The sequence below is a fragment of the Bradyrhizobium sp. i1.15.2 genome (assembly GCF_040548425.1).
GTDB classification, from domain to species: domain Bacteria; phylum Pseudomonadota; class Alphaproteobacteria; order Rhizobiales; family Xanthobacteraceae; genus Bradyrhizobium; species Bradyrhizobium canariense.
Genome location: NZ_JBEPRQ010000015.1, coordinates 75529 through 91712, shown reverse-complemented (window position 1 = coordinate 91712; position 16184 = coordinate 75529). Strand labels below are relative to the sequence as shown.

The following is a 16184-nucleotide window of genomic DNA, read 5'->3' as shown; positions in this document are numbered from 1 at the left end:
AAGCCCGAGCAAGAACGGCTCAAAGACGAAGAAGACAGCGTCGCGGGCCACGAAGCGAGGGCCTGCCGCAGGTAGCGCGCAACGGCATCGGGTATTAATTTCCAAGCGGCCGTCACAGCGATTGCCGCAATCCACGTCGCGCGGGGGCGTCCACTTGGGTGGTTGGAGGATATAGCAGACGACGTCCCGGCATCTATTCGCGCCGAAACCGGCGGAGCTGGCGACGACCTCAATCTTCGCTATAGAGACGGCTCCGTTGCTGAGGTTCAAATCAAGCGCGGCCTGCACTCCGGCGCTCGTCTGTGGGAGCCTTTGCTAAAACTTGCTGGGGCTCTTCACGGCGGGACCATAGGCCATGGAATTCTGGTCATTTCGTCAGACAGCAGCCGAAGCACTAGCCTCGAACTGGCACGCGGTATCAAACAATTAGGGGAAGACCGAAACGAAGGGTTGGGCGAGCTAGCAACGAAATTGAGCGACAAGCTCAAAGCTGCAACGCTGCCCATGCAATCGGTTTGCTCGCGCCTTCGCATCGTTTCCATTCATGGCACAGACGCCGATTCAGCATCAATACGGGCCGCGCAGGCGGAATTGGCTCACCTTTGTAAGAGCCATGACGACGTGGGCAATTCATGGAACAGACTTTACAGAGACGCCACGTCCTTAATTGAGCATCGGGGACACCGAACCGCCTCATCTATCGTCGGCGTTTTGCGTACCGCAAACGTGGCGATCGCATCAGGCGTTGACACTCCGGGCTGCATTATTACTAGGCTCGTCGATTGGTCCCTCGCGGTGAACGCGACGTTCTCAATCTTCGGCGTTTCCAAGCCTCTTCCAATTGACACTGCGTGGATACCGGTGAGGGTAGCAATTCGCGATGAAGCTGGACACCCGCGCCTTCTAACCACCCGAAGCAACGTGTCGTTGCTCACGGGCAGCATAAGTCGACGGGCAAAATTCGCCGCCGGGCGGCCACCCAAGGCGAGGCCAAGGTGATGGACGATCAGATCGAGCCGGGTCGTTCGCCGCGCCCACGGTGCTAGAGCGCCGTCATCGAAGCGCTCGGTGAAAATACGCCGACCGCAGAGAGCAGTAACGCAGCGGAAGCGGCGCGCCACGACCACTAAGCGAACCTGCCGCCCCGCTAGCGGCAGATCGGTTAGGCGCCGCTGATATCGGCTATGGATCCGCCCAGAACTGGTCCCGCATCCGCGACAGAGACTCGTCCCGCTCGTGGGACGCACGGTGATCACGGTCGTAGCGCCATCACAAAAAGGCGCTTTCCACGTCAAACCCGTGAGGGACCAGAGCCGACGGACGTAGGGCTCGCTGCATCATATTGATTCCTTTGTGAAACCAACACGAGCCGGCGCTTGAACTTCATCAAAAGGGATGGTGTGGAACGGCCCTTCGGACCGGCATCAAAAGTGCCTAACGTGGTCGCGTAGAGAGGCGCCACAAAGGAAGGACCGTTCCATGGAGAAGATTATCACAGTGGGTTTGGATTTGGCCAAGTCGATCTTTCAAGTTCACGGCATCGCCGAAAACGGGAAAGTCTTGGTTCGTCGCACATTGCGGCGATCGCAGGTTCTGCCCTTCTTTCGGAGCCTTCCAGCTTGCGTGGTAGGTATGGAGGCGTGTGCGAGTGCCCATCACTGGGCACGCGAGATAGCGGCGTTGGGCCACTCTGTCCGCATGATGCCGCCAGCCTACGTGAAGCCTTACGTCAAACGAAACAAGACCGACGCGGCGGATGCTGAAGCCATTTGTGAGGCGGTCAACCGCCCGACAATGCGGTTCGTGCCCGTGAAGACTGCCGAACAACAAGCAGCCAGCATGATTTTGCGAACGCGAGAGATGCTGATGAAGCAGCGCAGCCAGACTGCAAATGCCCTGCGTGCTCATATGGCCGAATGGGGCATTATCGCCGGCACAGGCATGGCAAGCAGGTGCTTCTCCGGGACGAAAAAGACAATAGGATTCCCGGCGCCGCCCGCTTTGCCCTGATCCTATTCGCTGAACAGATTGAGCTGCTTACAACCCGCATAGAGAAGCTCGACAGAGAGATTTTGGTTGCCGTCAGAAAGGACCCTGATGCAAGGCGTCTGATGAGCATTCCGGGTGTCGGTCCTCTCATCGCCGCTACCGTTCGGACATCCGTCGTGGATGCTCGCGATTTTGCGACTGCACGAGATTTTGCGGCTTGGACGGGGCTCACACCGAGGGCACAGTCGAGCGGTGGGAAAGAAAGGCTCGGCGCGATATCAAAGCGTGGAAATCGGCAACTACGGACGCTCCTGATCGTTGGTGCGACCTCTATCATCAAGCTTGCTAAACGAGGCTTGAAAGTCCCACTCTGGATTCGGCCATGCTGCAAAGACGGCCGGTCAAGGTCGTATCGGTCGCGCTCGCCAATAAGATTGCGCGCACGATCTGGGCCTTGCTGGTCAGAGGCGGCATCTATCAGGCGCCGGCCGCAATGCTGAAATCCTAATCTCAAGAGCTCTCCGGCGGAAGAAGAACGCTGCCGAGGAGGCAAGGTGCAAATCTGGATGAACCCCGAATGACGTCATTCCCGGTAGCAATCAGACCGCCTGACTCACTGCGCTTCGAGCGCGAGAAATTGATTGGGCGATTGCTTCCGCGGATATCATCGTGGCCAGCGGCCAGGCGCCGCGTTCACAGGCCGAACATATGACCGCACCGTCATCCCTTGTTCAACCAGAGAAAGATCTTGCAGCCCGGGCCGTTCCACATATGAGTCAGAGCCCTTATTCCATGCCGAAACACAACGGGTGGATGGTCTCAAACTGGACATGGACCAGCGCGGCCTTGATGAGGGCGGAATACCGGACGATCTGAGCGCGCTCTGAAGGTCGACCAGCCTGAATTAATCTTCGTGGACTGCAGAGGTATTCTCAGGACGCGTTCGTTCGAACTCGTTCCCGGGACCCCCACCAGCGCTGCCAGCGTTCGCGCCGCCATCCCCGTTGCGCCGGGAGGCGCAGCGACGGCACTGCGGGACCGAAACGGATCTTCTTCGGCAACAGGCTCCAGATCACACGGACGAGCTTCCATAAACTCGAGCACCGCACGCCCCTTTTCGGTGATGCGCCAGCCGCCGTTCAGACGCTCGACGAGCGCTTGCGAGAAGATGTCCAGATCCGGCACGCGTGCGCCCAAGCGCTTGGTTCGCTCGGTCCAGTCGCGTCCGCTGGTCGCAAGAATCGCCATGTCGCGCTTCAGGTCGGCCATCACGGCGAACCCGTCCGGATAGCTGACCAGTATCTTCAGCACCGTGACCTGGAAATTCACCCTTAGGCCCCCTCGAGACCTAGCGCGACATCGTCGGCGCTTCGGACAGCTCGCGGCCGACCTGTATCACGCTGTCCGGGGATGTCTCGCCTCTGGTAGCGGTTTGGGATCTTTGAGGCCACGTGCGTACGGGCACCGGTTTCAGTCCGGGAAAACTTTTCGCAGACCTCGTTCAGGACGGCGCGCAGAAGCGCAGTCGTAGCAGGATCGAACATGGGAGACCCCAAAAGAAAAATGATCGTAAAGCAATCACTGCGGGCTTCGAATTCAACAGTGTTGATAACTCCCGAACTCTACACTTCCGCTTGGACTTGACGATAGCCCGAAAATGCGTGTCCCTAGCCGAGGCCTTAAGTTAGTGGCGGCGGGCGCCGATCGGACATTTATGGAGCGCAACAGGCGTATTTCGGTGGTTGAGGACGGTTTGATACGTTTGCTGGCCGTATCCTTGCGGCGTCGGCTCCCTGAAGCGCGGGATCAAGATTCCCTCTGTTCTCGGGCGATTTGGGCGAATTCTCGATCCAGCCGCGTACGATCGGCGATGGCAGAGGATTGTTTTCGCAGTCGCGGCAGACGTAGCCCTGGCGCTCTTCCGCGACATCGCCGGGGTGGGCCGTCATTGGCTTGCCGCACGTCGGGCACGCCTTCGGGCTTGAGTAGAGCTCCCCCACTGGATTTCTACTGGGTCGTCCGGTCGTGATGTGACATTGATGCGCGAATAGGCCCAGGCGAAGCCGCGGCAGCACGCTACAGGAATTCGCGTGTTGCAGCATCAAACGCGCCCGCGGGCATTCTTTGCGGCTCGCCGCCATCTATCCAGACAAACACGTTCCCCTCGGCGCGACACCGGCAATACACGAATTCGGAATCGCTTATCTGAATTCGGTGGAGCGCAAGGATAGTTGAGAGCCTGGAATTCCATTCGATAAATTTCTGCCATGCCGATTTAACATCGAAGCGCGGCCGATAGGGTCCATTTTCGTGTACGATCTCACTACAGAAATTGTACGCCTCAACCAGCTCGTCGAAATCAAACCCCGGCCTTTTCTCCGGCGAGATTGGCTCGAAGCTATTCGCATAGATCGGAACCATAAATGCGTGAACTCCGGGAAACCTGGCCTTCAAACTGTTCTGGATACCCTTGATCTGTTTCGTCTCATAAGAGATGCTCATACGAGGTTCAAAGGCGGTCCAGCACGCATAGATCATCAGCTCAAAAACCTTGCGGTAATGAATAGCGATCGATTCAGCTATTTCTCGACCTGAGAAATCGAACAACGAGACTTCTATTCCGCAGTTGGCAGCCCTGGTGGCTTCCTCGCTGGTCGCGAGGGACACAAGTCGACTTATGAAGCTGCGGCGCTTCCTGATATCTTCCATACATCCCTGATATGCGATCAAATCGGCAGGTGGTTCGGCCGTGTCGGGCTTGTCGAAAAGAATCGTGCCTCCGGCAAACGACATTTGGGTCCCGTAATACGCGACGTCCTGAGCCTCGAATGTCAGAATCCGGATATCGCCATCGTCATCGATCTCTGCCTTCAAGTTACGCAGGCTTCTCGCTCCTGCCGGACTCGTCAAATTCAGTATCTCGAGCCAGTGATGATCCTTGAGGCGGTATCTCTCGGTCGTGATGTTGATTCGCTTTCTCGTGTCTTCGCGCCTAAAAACGAGAAATCCATCGTGCCCAGGATCTGCATGCATGTTCACCACATGATTCAGATGTATGATGTCGCCCATCACAGCACCCATGTTGATGATCCTCCGAGCTTATGTGTACGGTCACCGGCCCGAGCATAGCCCTTTTCCAAAACCTCAGCCAGCGCTGGGGCACCTAACTAACCCGGTCGGCTGCAAAGAAGCAAAAAAGCAGGATCGCGGCCGTCCGCGTTGCACTTATGAGAGGGCTGCGCCAGGTTGGTTGGGCAGAGATCTGGGAGTTTGCAACAATAACGACAAAGCTGCGCGGCATCGACCGCCGCGAATTAACTATTATTCTTAGTGGCGCAAAGCGACGCTGGGACAAACGAAGCTTTCGCTTCTCTTCCTCGGAACGACTGTTCGACAGTCTGGATGGGCGTGAGTTCCGCTCGGCGCGCGATGCCGAACGCGTCTCATGTGCGTTTCTCTCCGAAGGCTTCGTTGCCGGAGCTAGCGTTGCGGCGAATGTTGCGCATCGCGATCCGGCTGGGATCGTCTACGCCAGTTTTCTCACGGTGCGCCTTGTTGGTAGCCGACATTTGCGCGCAAACGAGGGCAGCATCGAGCGTGATCCAGCGTGATCGACGAGGGGATAGTGGGGTGGTTGTGCACCAACGTACTCGAAGGAAAAATCCTATTTAGCGACAAGCGTCTAGCGATTTTCCAAGTTCGGAAGGGGTATGTAATTGGGGTTAGTTCCTCGTTACAGATCGTGATGGACCCGAAGTGTCATGCAGCGACTGTTACGCGCCCGCGCAATCACATTGTAGCACGGATTCCGAATCGATATCCATCTCGACTAGATCATCACGCTCATCGCCGACTGCTGGATCCGGCACGCGGCACTCCACGTCCTTCAAACGAAGCGATCGTGAAGATCGGCAAACGACCAGGTTTCTGCCATCCCAGCGATCGAGTTCCTTTAGCGGATAGAGAACGGCCTTGCCGATCTTGATGAACGACGGCCCGATCCTCATCGAACGCCAGTTGCGAAGCGTGCCTTCGCTGATCTGGCTGCGGTAACGTTCGATTCGACGACTTCGCTAAGCGTCAGGAATATCGGGTCGGACATGTCTGTCTTCCGTTTTTGTCCAGACATTTCCGAAAAGGCGAACGATTGCGTTCAGAGGTCTCACTCGTCCTGTCCGCGACGGAGGTCCGGAATTGAATGAGCCCCGTTGGATACAGAGCACGAAAATTCAATCCACAAAAACGTTGTTGAGGGAAAAACAGGCCGAACGCCGACGTCACCTTTTGTTCGCAACTGAAGATCGGACAAAGCGGATGCGCGCGACGTGATGATCCGAGTGCGATCATCGGGCCGACTTGGCCCAATGATGGATTGGACCGGGGTATCTCGGAAAGCGAGGCTCGCTAAATGGTAGCGCTCGAAGCAACTCGACAGGCCGTATTCGGGCCAGAAAACGACGCGTGTGTCGTCTCAAATAATTTGGTGCGTCTTTTTGAGGAGAGGGGCGGCCGCGCGGGGAATAAACGCGGGTCTTGAATTTGTTTCGATCGGCAGCTTTATTTAGGACCGTGGCGGCGGCCAGAAATCCGTCGATATAGGCGAGTACAGAGGCTTGTCTTGAGACTGCATTGGCCAACAGCTTCGTCGACTGCGCAGCGACGTCCGAGGCATCCGACAGGCGGGAGTTTAATGCGCGGCTTGTCGCGCATAGATCCCAGCCTGACGGTAAAACGGCTATGGTCGCCGAACTTGGAGACGATCACGTGCGCAATGGCCGCTTCGGTCGGCAGCCCACCAGGCAGGACATGCTCCGGCGCGTGTGCCTGCACGACAGCGCCCGAGCAGCGACGGCAGACGTATTTCGGGCGGCGCGTGACCAACACCCGCCATTGCGCCGGGATCACGTCGAGGCGTTTGCTGATGTCCTCGCCGGTCTTCGTCATGGCGCCGCAGCCGCACGGACAGAGCGTGCTCGCAGGCTCGATGATCCGCTTCACCCGAGGCAATGAGCAGGCAAGCAACCCCGATTGCGATGACGGTCTTGATCCGATCCGGCGCGCGATCGGCCCCTGATGATCGCCGCCGCCTTCTCCTGCGCCGCGTCCAGGACGCCTTGCGCGATCTCCACGTCTTCGAGCGGCAAATGATATTGATCTGGCCGCAGCTTCTCGGACTTCGCGCGAACTTCTCCCGGCGTAGTTCGCCGAGAATGACCTCCAACCGACGCCGTGCTTCTTCCGACGTCGCCAACGCCGCCTGATGCTCGCTCAACGCCGCTCGGGTTTGCGCCAAAAGCGCCTTCAGGCGTTCGTTCTCGTCGCGCAGCGTCGCGGTGCTCATGCGCAATGTCGAGCGCATCTCCGCCGCCGGCACCATGCGTAACTCGGCTCCGAGTCATTCTGCCGCAATTATCCAGCAGCCTGTGGACGCCGCGCTTCCTCCGGGCGGACCAACCTCCAATCCAGGCCTTCGAACAACGCCGCGAACATCGCCGGCGATTCCGCATCACGCCGTCCGCAATCTTTGGCCATACGAACTTGCAGCCCTCGAGGCGTTTGTGCACCAGCACCAGGCCCGTTCGATCCCAGACCAGAATCTTGATCCGCTCCGCCCGTTTGGACCGGAACACGAAGGCCGCGCCGCTGAACGGGTCGAGACCAAGCATCTCCTGCACCTTCGCAGCAAGCCCATCGTGGCCACAGCGGAAGTCGACAGGCCGCGTTGCGATATAAATCTTCAGCTCGGCGCCGGGGGCGATCATCGTGACGCCCGCACCGCGCGGATCACCCGAGATAGCTGCTCCCCATCTATCGCCGCGTCCGTCCGTACCACGACGTCGCCGATCGTAATTTCCAGCTTGGCCGCCAGAACGTGAGGCTCCTCTGCCGGCTCCTCCACCACCAGCGGCGCGAAGCTCGCTCCCGGATATTCCCGCGGAGCCAATTCGCCGCGCTGTCGAAGGCGCCGCCGCCAATCGTAAATCTGCCAGCGCGTTGCCCCATGCTTGCGCGCCACCTCCGACACCTGAGCGCCGGGCAGCAGACTCCCGGCGGCGATCCGCGCCCTTTCAGCCTCCGAACGCACACGAGGCCGAGACGGTCCTTCAAGCACTTCAAGCCGACTGACCGCCCCGACCGACGAGCCGTCCAAATGGACGTCCTTTTTGCCGTCCAATCCCATCCAAAACCTCCGTCCAAGCCGGAGGCCTTCTTCGCACATTTAATCTAACCTTGAAGCCAGGGTACCGGCTTCGCGCTTACCTGCAAACCGCTCGTCAGCTACCAGATCAATCGACAACTCTCTGGTGGAATCTTCCTCCACTGTTGATACGCGCCTTCGGGGCGCACCCCAGTTTCCCGCATAGCTCAGGTCACCGCACACAGTCCGACCGGTGTCGGGCGAGAGCCGCTCCAGCCAACTCTATCCGCACAAGCCAACATCAGCCTCTGAGACGGTTTTGCAGTGCCTGCCGATTGACGACGAACCGGTCCAGGTGGACTGTCTGCCCTACTTGCGCCAATCGCCTAACCAGCTCACGCGTACCGTCCACCACGAAGACGCCGCAATCATAACCGTTCTGCTGCTGGGCCATGCGGGCAGGCTTCAAGCGGAGGTCCAGCCTACCTGCGAGATGTTCTGCTTGCTTTTTGTTGAGTCCCCCGTAGGAATCGTAGTGATAGGCGACCGGCCGGTCCCGGTCGCTGCGATCAACGAACAGCAGCGACCAATGGTTGCCGCGGCTATTAGGATTTTCAGGATCGGCATTAATCACGGGCAGGAACAGGAAGTCGGCTGTATCATTACCATTATCATCATAGATGATGCGCTGGAATCCGGTTAGCACGACGCCATCGTGGTCAGAGCGCAGATAATTTAGGACTATGAGGGGATTCACGAACCGCGTCCGGGCGGCGAGATTTGGATGGTACCTCTGCAAGTCCTGCTCCTGGAGCCGGTAATCCCTGTCGATATGCTGGTCGCCCAGCCATTCCGTGTCATCGAGCACCAGCCCGCGGCCGTGAGACGACACTGTCGGATCTAAAGCCCTGATCTGAGCATTAGCGGAGGTGCTCGGAAACGGCCGTACAGAATTAGCATCGTCGCGTGATTCGGACGGCGTGGGCGCAGTCAGATCAACCAATGGAAAACCGCGGTAGGTGTCTGAGCCAGCCCTGGCAGCGGGCGCCGGCGCAAAGTGAGCATCGTCGCGCAATTCGGACGGTGTCGGCGCATTCAGATCAACAAACGGCTCAAGACCGCCGTAGGTGTCTGAGCGAGCCCTGGCGGGATACGCCGGCGCAAAGTGAGCGTCGTCGCGCAATTCGGACGGTGTCGGCGCATTCAGATCAACAAACGGCTCAAGACCGCCGTAGGTGTCTGAGCGAGCCCTGGCAGGATGCGCCGGCGCAAAGTGAGCGTCGTCGCGCAATTCGGACGGTGTCGGCGCATCCAGATCAACAAATGGCTCAAGACCAGCGTAGGTGTCTGAGCGAGCCCTGGCGGGATACGCCGGCGCAAAGTGAGCGTCGTCGCGCAATTCGGACGGTGTCGGCGCATCCAGATCAACAAATGGCTCAAGACCAGCGTAGGTCTCTGAGCGAGCCCTGGCAGGATGCGCCGGCGCAAAGTGAGCATCGTCGCGCAATTCGGACGGTGTCGGCGCATTCAGATCAACAGATGGCTCAAGCCTGCCCTTAGTATGTGACGGGGGCCTGGATGGTGATGCTGGTTCTTGCAGCTGTTCACCCAACCAAACCCAAGCTCCCGCGCTTGGGCTTGCCGGCGTTGAGGGAAGATCCTGCGCCGAGCCGGGATGCCGATCGCCCTGCGCGGCCGGCGAGCTCGGCTGCTCAGGGCCTGCCAGCCCCAGCTCTCGGTTCGCCTCGATGAGTTTTAAGTAGCTGCGAAGATGCGACAAATCGGGACCGTGTATTCTGCCTGCAGTCCGTTGGAACGCTAGCACATCGTTGTCGAACGTTAACTGCTCCTGGCTAGAGCCGTTAAGTCGCCCGATGATGCTCCCTTTGCGATTCCCTTTAAGCCACGCACTCAGTGCGCGAAGACGTGTCGCCCGCTTTTGCGCAGACCCCTTATCCTTCGCAGTTTTAAGATTTTTCAGAGCTTGGCTCAGCGCGCCCTCGATGAGGGGCGCATCTTCTGGATGAGGAACCAGGCGACGTGGGGCCCCGAGGACGCGGGGTTCGGGAGCTTCGGCTTCTTCACCCCCACGCAAGAGCCGCCGGAGAACATCCAGAGCCGATGTAATGCTGTGCTTGGGGTCACGGCCCAAGCTCCGGTACGCCGCAATTTCCGCATCCAGCGTTGCGCCTTTTCGCAGCCGAGATGCTACAGGCCCCCTAATACTTGCGTTGACCCAGCGAACAAATGTCCCAAGTCCGGAAACACTGTTCTTGATGGCGCCTGGGGTGAGCTTGCGCCGCTCGGCGTTTAAACGAAACCTCGCCAAGAGCTCCGCGTCTTCGCCCGGGAGCTGCTCGCCGATCAGCTCGTCCGGCGACGGCATCAGAGCCTGCATCTGCGATGGTGACGCCGCCAGTTGATGGGATGGCGTCTCCATCAGCTGCCGCTCAACGGCGACGCCCTGCGGATTGCTTAGCGTCTTCTGCCTCTTCGCTGATCTCAACTCCCCTATATCATGCTCATCGTTGACGACCTGCTCGCCTGGCCCGAGCGGGTTCCTGTGACGTTTATCCGTCAGTTCGTCGTCATGGTGGCGCCAGTTCAGGGACTCTGCAGGATGCAATGCCAAGCCATGCGGCGGTGGAACCCCATGGTCGTCGCGGGGCAAGTTCAAGTCACGAAAAGACCCTCCGGCATCCGCTGCTTGTTGATGGTGCGCGATTGTCTCGAGAGGCGGCGAGCAGCTGGGTCCGTCCATCGTCTCCAAAAGCAGATCCTGCTGGTTCGCAGGCAGAGTCTCCGGCCAGCTGATAGCTCCGTTCGACCCGCTGTGCTGCGCAGTCGCAGTCCGCCTCGGCTCGGCGCGAACCGCGTCTTCGAGATCAGGAACGGGGCGAATATGACGCCGGAGTTCGATCGCTCTAGCACCCGCCGGCGACCTCAGGAGATGAGCCAGTGCGGCCCCGGCTTTTCTGCGGCCACGGGGGTCCGCCTCCTTATACTGGCTGACATCATCATCCAGCGAGCCGTCGCCAAGTCGAGCAGCAATGCCGGGCTTATCGCTTTCACGGAGGTAATCACTGAAATCGATAAGAAGAGTTGCATAGCCCCTGACGGTGTTGGCGGTGCCTGACGCTGCATCTTCCTTGTACCTCTTGATGAGATCCGCATCTTGGGGATGGGGATTCAGCTCAACCCGGCTTGCAATCGGCGCGATGCCGCCCGGCGATTGGGAGGCTCGAAGATGATCCAGTGGCGTAGCGATGGCCTGCCCCTCCTGCTTGCCGAACTCCTGGGCATCCTTGTCCAGCGACTCTTCGGAAAGCCGGGCAGCAATGCCCGGCTTTCCGTTCTTTACGAGCCAATGTCCCAATCCGAGAAGACAACGTACATTGCGCCTGACGGTGCGATCGGAGGCCCCAGCCTTGAGGAGTGCCGGCCCGAGCCCCTCAATAAGAGACGCATCTTCGGAATAAACAGGATCCATGCTGCTACCTGCGAAAACCAAATTTGCATGGCCGAGCGGCAGCGCCGACGCATTCAGCATCGTTCCACCACCTTCACCGTGCGGAGCCGGCGTATATGGTTGCCCGCTCGCCCGCATGATGGGCCGCGCCTCAGATCGCGATGCATCCGCTTGATGGGCGCGGGCCTGCATGAGCACGGGAGAGGACGGGACAGCGACCTCGCTCAGCTGCTGCTGAAAGGCCGCCGCCTCTGCCGACGAGTCGGCCGGAGAGGCATCTTGCGCGTCCACGCTATCCGTTTGTTGACGCCCCCGATTCATTGAGACGAAGTTCATCTGTACTCACTTTCGATGATGAAGGGCCGGGAGCGCTGATCGTATGCGCCTGGAATTGAGCCGACACATCGCCGGCATTTGACGGTTCAGCTGCCAAGCGAAAGGAAGTCGGGGTCACGACGCTCCCGCTCGAATTTCAACGGACCCCGTTGTCGATCTGTTCGAGGGAGCCCGCGCCAGTTTCGAGCTCATCGAAAAGTTCCTCTCGGTGATAACGGTCTGCTTGATGGCGTCACCACTACATCCCCAGCCGAGCCATCTGCGCCGACACGTGCTCCGACTCCGGAACCGAGTGCAACGGACGGCCGCCAACTGCGTCGCTCATCAAGGACCTACAGAACGAGGCGTGAGAGCGGCGCCGTTCTATCTCGAGGCCCGGAGCGCATCCGCTCAACGACGGAGTCGAAAGATTGCCTGCCTTCCCCGGGGGCGGGACCGGGCTCCGGGCTCGAACTGCTCGATCCCGATGTGCTGTTGGCTCCTGCGGGCCCAACGTGCGATTTGCCAGGTCGGCCAATGCCCGTCATATTCCACCTCCAATCAAGTCGAGAGTGCGCAGCCTGTCTGGATAGACAGGCTGGCTGACGAGTAGCTGACGAAGGGCGTTTTTCCTGGATTCATAGGAAAACCCGGATCACCGCGGGTTGCAATTCTGGTGGATTGTGGTGAGGCAAAAATGCCCGGGGAATATCGAGTGGCGGACCTTCGGCTGCCGCACGTCCTGCTCTCCGGGAAGGAGATGCGAATCCGAAGAGCCTATCCAGCGGTGATGCACCATCCTGACCAGACGCAGAGCGTGGGTCAAAGCAACATTTTCTTGCTCCCCGTCCGAGATGTTGCGCAGCGCCTTTCGAAAGTAGCAGCCGAGGATCTCGCGCACAGCGCGGGTTACGTGACCCATTATTTTGCCTATCGAAAGCGGGCTGCTCAGCTGAGGAGGTGACGATGTTTTCACCTCACGGGAGATTGCTCTCGCCGCAGGTCTTTCGGCGAGGAATTACGGTTTCCTTGTCGACGAAAAGGTGGCACCGCCCGCGCTCGAACCGGCGGCCGATGGACGGTCCGGAAAGCAAACTCTACCACGCCGAGGCGTTGGCCCAGACGGCGCTGGTCGGCGCGCTGCACGCGGCCGGGTTCGAATTGCTGGTCTCCGCTCGGGTCAAGGATCGCACTAATCGTGGAACTGAATCAGCGCGGAAAGTCAGAGTTGATATTGGCATGGATGCCTCTCCAAGGCGCCAGCTCGAGGTCTGCGGTTTTGGGACGCAGCAGTGTGAGTTGGCTCGCCTCGAACTTGATGCGCACGCGCACCGCTGGGCACAATTCGTCATTGAACATCGCCCATCGCAGCACAATGGGCGGCGCCTGTTCGTCCCTGCCGACGCAAGGCGGTCTCGAGAGGATTGCGATTGCATCCCATACGACGTTGAAACGTTCGGTCGCGCAGATCACTGGGATGAATGGTGCCCCGATGTTCTGCATGCGCCTTCTGATCTCGATTGATCGCCCTTCCAGTTCTTGCCGTCGCCTTATCCCATTTCCCTATGAACTCTTGGGAAATACTCTCGAAATTGGCGAGTGAGATAGCTTATAGTCGTGTGATGCGGGTACGAAGGGGGCCTTTTCGGTGCACGATAGTTCGGTGGAAAGAGCCAGATGGCTCCGCGATTTGCTACGCTTTCTGCCTTTGCGTAGCCAATTCGTGCTCTCGGGCAATACCCGCGACCTTCAGACGCACGAGATCGTTCCGGGCGAGGTGACCGCAGCGCCCCTATCCAGGGTCTTGCCGGACGTTTTAAAGTCAGCTGGTTATGCGCAGATCGCATGGTTCGATCTTCTGAACGGATTTCGGGAGATCGAGCCGGCGGACGGAAGCTACCTCACGCGCGGGTTAGAGCTGTCGCCGCAGAAAGCTGATGGTATTCATGACGGTCAGCACCGAATATGGGAATAGCCGCAGCGTATAGTGTCCGCAGCCGAAGCGGATCCACGCGGGGGTCAGCCCGTGCGTCGACAGCCTGTCCACGTAGCGGCGGGTCGATTGCGGAATAAACACCGCGTCGCGCCGGCCCGATATGATCAATGCGTGATTGAGCCGTCGGCTGAGCCGTTGTGCGTAGGTCGCCGGGTTGATGACCGCCCACGCGGCCTGTACCTCCTCAAATGCAAAGCGTCGTTCGAGGCTCGACCTCACGTGGGCGGTGGCCGAGCCGGTCCAGACCACCTCGGCGAAATCAATCAGCCATCAGAATTAGGACAGCGGCGGACACGCGGGAGTCCAGCGCTGCGACGATTGAGCCGATCGAGGATCCGACGCTCACCCCAATGATGCCGAGCCGGCGGAATCCTAGCCGCTCGAGCCAGGCGAGGCAGGTGCGCGCGTCGAGGATTGCTTGCCGGTTGCTTCGGATCGTGAGCCCGAGATTCTCGCAGACCAGCTCACGGGCAAAGCCGACGCCGGGAGTTTTGCGCTCATGATGGTAGGGAAGACTCAGCCGCAGACAAGCGATGCCGGATGCCGCGAGCAGGCGAGCGAACGCGTGGTACGCCTCGGCCTCGGCGTTCCAGTGATGCAACAGGATGACGGCGCGCTCGCGGTGGCGTGCTTCGTACAGCCGAGCTCGCGCGACATCATTGGCAGCTCCGCTCGCGATAGGGCTTTTGAACGTGATGCTGTCGCGGTCTTGCGTGAATTCGACCGGCGTGTCGGGCGCGAAATAGCGCTCTGGGCTTTCGATGGCCGCGCCCGCGTGGCGCAACAAGGCGGAAAGATCGTCAGGTCGCCCATCGGCCTCGAGTAGATCGAAGCCGACCGAAGGGGCGGCCGAAAACTTGGTTGCGGCCACTTCAGCCGCGGCGGCGTGCTCGACTCCATCCACGTATCGTCGCCAGGAAATCACTCGCGCCATTCCGGATGAGTCTCCGCGCCGCTTCGAACAGCGTAGCGAGTCGGCCGCGATTGTCGAGGGCTACTCATCAAGCGGGGTGCCGCGGAGCGAAATCCCAGATTTTCGCTCGCTCCACGCCGGGCTACGCCTGCGACCCATAGATCGCGGCGCGAGATCAGCGCTGTGCACCCCTCAAGTATACGCGCTCGGTTCGGCGCGTTACGCGTGCTTCCGGCAGGCGTGCTCCTGACGCTCCACGACGGGAGCATTCTCGTTCCGCCGCCCGATTTCGCTAATCCCGCCGAAACCCTGACGCCGGCGGTCCGGCCCCGGTCGGGAAGTTCGATCCGGCCGAGCGGGACGCGCGCTGTGTGGCCTTCGCCTTCGGAGGGCAACGATGCCAGTCGTGATCATTCCCTCGATCGGCCAGAAGTACGAGGCGAAGATCACGCTCGATCACCGCCTAAGTGTGCTCAACGATGAACGAGCGTGAGGACGGGCCGCGAGTGGGATTGTTGTGCATCAAACCACTGCCGCTTCTATCCAATTAAACGCGTCTTAGTTCTTGGGATCGAAGAGGCACTGGGGACGCCAATAGGGATTGTAGGCTATGATCGTTTATGATCTTCACGTTGTTCATCGACACTCTCGTGACCTGCCTTTAGCCGAGCTAGCGACCTGCGCGTCGGCGCGAGCCGTCAGCATCATTGAAGCGAGAAGCAGAAAAGGAGCGATTATCGTTTTCATGGTGACGATGGCATGTTTGTGACAGTTATTTGAGGCTGCACACTCACCTTAGACGCCGCGCTAACCGCGCTGTCATGATGTGCTTGGGCCGCCGTTTTAGCGCCCGATACTGAGACTGTCCAAGCAAGGTAAAGCTGCGGTCATATCAGAATGCAAATGACAATAACTGCAAGAGCACGGCCCTACCATCTAAGTGAGGGCCAATCGAAATCGGTTCCGAGCGCGAGAAGCGGCTCAATCGCGACAGTTTGGTCTGTCTAGGAAAGGATCTCTGCGCGTATCCTCCGTACCTACCCCGCGCGAGCTTTACCGCCCCCTCTGCGAGCCGCGCCTCGCACGGTCATCGATCTCCTCGCGGAACGCGGGAGCCGTAGAAGTGACATCGTCTTTGTCTGCGGCTTCAACGGACCGTCTAACTTCAGCCGCTGCTTCGGCCACCGTCTCGAACTACGCTGGCGGCCGCGTGGGAAGCGAGGCGATTGGCTAACCGGTCGGCCAGATCTGCCCCTGCTCAAGGAAAGCGCGCTTTATAAAGTCGGCAACGCGGGGCCATATTTCCGGGCTAAGACGCGGCAGATATTGAAGGTGTCCGTAATCGCCTAGCGGCTCGCTAACG

Annotated in this window: 11 protein-coding genes and 4 pseudogenes; 4 read left to right on the top strand and 11 right to left on the bottom strand. The window is 59.5% G+C overall.

Annotated features, from left to right (window positions below; translation table 11 throughout):
- Window positions 1-887 precede the first annotated feature (887 nt).
- Window positions 888-1338: pseudogene (locus ABIB80_RS39440) on the bottom strand (transposase family protein); the annotation flags it as partial.
- A gap of 141 nt (window positions 1339-1479) precedes the next feature.
- On the opposite strand from ABIB80_RS39440, the pseudogene ABIB80_RS24765 reads away from it, so the two are divergent.
- Window positions 1480-2497 (top strand): annotated as a pseudogene (locus tag ABIB80_RS24765) (IS110 family RNA-guided transposase).
- 311 nt (window positions 2498-2808) lie between these two features.
- On the opposite strand, the gene ABIB80_RS24760 reads toward ABIB80_RS24765, so the two are convergent.
- The 3 genes and pseudogenes from ABIB80_RS24760 to ABIB80_RS24750 form a co-directional block, all read right to left on the bottom strand.
- On the bottom strand, window positions 2809-3318 hold the full coding sequence (locus tag ABIB80_RS24760) for a hypothetical protein (RefSeq protein ID WP_502918753.1): 510 nt from the start codon (window positions 3316-3318) through the stop codon (window positions 2809-2811).
- Between the two features lie 19 nt (window positions 3319-3337).
- Window positions 3338-3533 (bottom strand): annotated as a pseudogene (locus ABIB80_RS24755) (hypothetical protein).
- Between the two features lie 532 nt (window positions 3534-4065).
- Complete coding sequence (locus ABIB80_RS24750) at window positions 4066-5070, bottom strand: hypothetical protein (RefSeq protein ID WP_354128639.1); 1005 nt, start codon at window positions 5068-5070, stop codon at window positions 4066-4068.
- Between the two features lie 146 nt (window positions 5071-5216).
- Between ABIB80_RS24750 and ABIB80_RS24745 the strand changes: the two genes are divergently transcribed.
- On the top strand, window positions 5217-5600 hold the full coding sequence (locus ABIB80_RS24745) for a hypothetical protein (RefSeq protein WP_354128657.1): 384 nt from the start codon (window positions 5217-5219) through the stop codon (window positions 5598-5600).
- A gap of 276 nt (window positions 5601-5876) precedes the next feature.
- Here ABIB80_RS24745 and ABIB80_RS24740 read toward each other — a convergent pair.
- From ABIB80_RS24740 to ABIB80_RS24720, 5 genes and pseudogenes are all read right to left on the bottom strand, one after another.
- Window positions 5877-6050, bottom strand: a pseudogene (locus ABIB80_RS24740) (DNA-binding protein); the annotation flags it as partial.
- 496 nt (window positions 6051-6546) lie between these two features.
- Complete coding sequence (locus tag ABIB80_RS39435) at window positions 6547-6933, bottom strand: IS66 family transposase zinc-finger binding domain-containing protein (protein WP_502917082.1); 387 nt, start codon at window positions 6931-6933, stop codon at window positions 6547-6549.
- Window positions 6934-6983: 50 nt separating this feature from the next.
- The gene (gene tnpB / locus ABIB80_RS39430; protein ID WP_502918752.1) at window positions 6984-7751 is read right to left on the bottom strand and encodes an IS66 family insertion sequence element accessory protein TnpB; all 768 of its coding nucleotides are present in this window, start codon (window positions 7749-7751) and stop codon (window positions 6984-6986) included.
- Complete coding sequence (locus ABIB80_RS24725; protein ID WP_354128638.1) at window positions 7748-8170, bottom strand: transposase; 423 nt, start codon at window positions 8168-8170, stop codon at window positions 7748-7750. The genes tnpB and ABIB80_RS24725 overlap by 4 nt, the downstream gene beginning before the upstream one ends.
- Window positions 8171-8429: 259 nt before the next feature.
- Window positions 8430-11933, bottom strand: coding sequence for a Ulp1 family isopeptidase (locus tag ABIB80_RS24720; protein ID WP_354128637.1), 3504 nt, complete (start codon window positions 11931-11933; stop codon window positions 8430-8432).
- A 945-nt stretch (window positions 11934-12878) separates the two neighbouring features.
- On the opposite strand from ABIB80_RS24720, the gene ABIB80_RS24715 reads away from it, so the two are divergent.
- Together ABIB80_RS24715 and ABIB80_RS39425 are read left to right on the top strand one after the other, a co-directional pair.
- Entirely contained in the window at window positions 12879-13436 is a 558-nt protein-coding gene (locus tag ABIB80_RS24715) for a hypothetical protein (protein WP_354128636.1), read from the top strand.
- Between the two features lie 124 nt (window positions 13437-13560).
- On the top strand, window positions 13561-13887 hold the full coding sequence (locus ABIB80_RS39425; RefSeq protein WP_502918751.1) for a hypothetical protein: 327 nt from the start codon (window positions 13561-13563) through the stop codon (window positions 13885-13887).
- On the opposite strand, the gene ABIB80_RS24710 is transcribed toward ABIB80_RS39425, so the two are convergent.
- Both ABIB80_RS24710 and ABIB80_RS24705 read right to left on the bottom strand, forming a co-directional pair.
- The gene (locus ABIB80_RS24710) at window positions 13825-14157 is read right to left on the bottom strand and encodes a hypothetical protein (RefSeq protein WP_354128635.1); all 333 of its coding nucleotides are present in this window, start codon (window positions 14155-14157) and stop codon (window positions 13825-13827) included. The two genes, ABIB80_RS39425 and ABIB80_RS24710, sit on opposite strands and share 63 nt — an antisense overlap.
- 10 nt (window positions 14158-14167) lie before the next feature.
- Window positions 14168-14842 carry an alpha/beta hydrolase family protein gene (locus ABIB80_RS24705; protein ID WP_354128634.1) on the bottom strand — a complete coding sequence of 225 codons (675 nt, stop codon included), beginning with the start codon at window positions 14840-14842 and terminating at the stop codon, window positions 14168-14170.
- Window positions 14843-16184: the final 1342 nt, after the last annotated feature.

What these genes read in the sequence shown, in the direction of transcription:
- ABIB80_RS24750 (WP_354128639.1), bottom strand. Translation starts at nt 5,070, where the DNA reads ATGGGTGCTGTGATGGGCGACATCATACATCTGAATCATGTGGTGAAC.
- ABIB80_RS24745 (WP_354128657.1), top strand. Translation starts at nt 5,217, where the DNA reads ATGAGAGGGCTGCGCCAGGTTGGTTGGGCAGAGATCTGGGAGTTTGCA.
- ABIB80_RS39435 (WP_502917082.1), bottom strand. Translation starts at nt 6,933, where the DNA reads ATGACGAAGACCGGCGAGGACATCAGCAAACGCCTCGACGTGATCCCG.
- tnpB (WP_502918752.1), bottom strand. Translation starts at nt 7,751, where the DNA reads ATGATCGCCCCCGGCGCCGAGCTGAAGATTTATATCGCAACGCGGCCT.
- ABIB80_RS24725 (WP_354128638.1), bottom strand. Translation starts at nt 8,170, where the DNA reads ATGGGATTGGACGGCAAAAAGGACGTCCATTTGGACGGCTCGTCGGTC.
- ABIB80_RS24720 (WP_354128637.1), bottom strand. Translation starts at nt 11,933, where the DNA reads ATGAACTTCGTCTCAATGAATCGGGGGCGTCAACAAACGGATAGCGTG.
- ABIB80_RS24715 (WP_354128636.1), top strand. Translation starts at nt 12,879, where the DNA reads ATGTTTTCACCTCACGGGAGATTGCTCTCGCCGCAGGTCTTTCGGCGA.
- ABIB80_RS24705 (WP_354128634.1), bottom strand. Translation starts at nt 14,842, where the DNA reads ATGGCGCGAGTGATTTCCTGGCGACGATACGTGGATGGAGTCGAGCAC.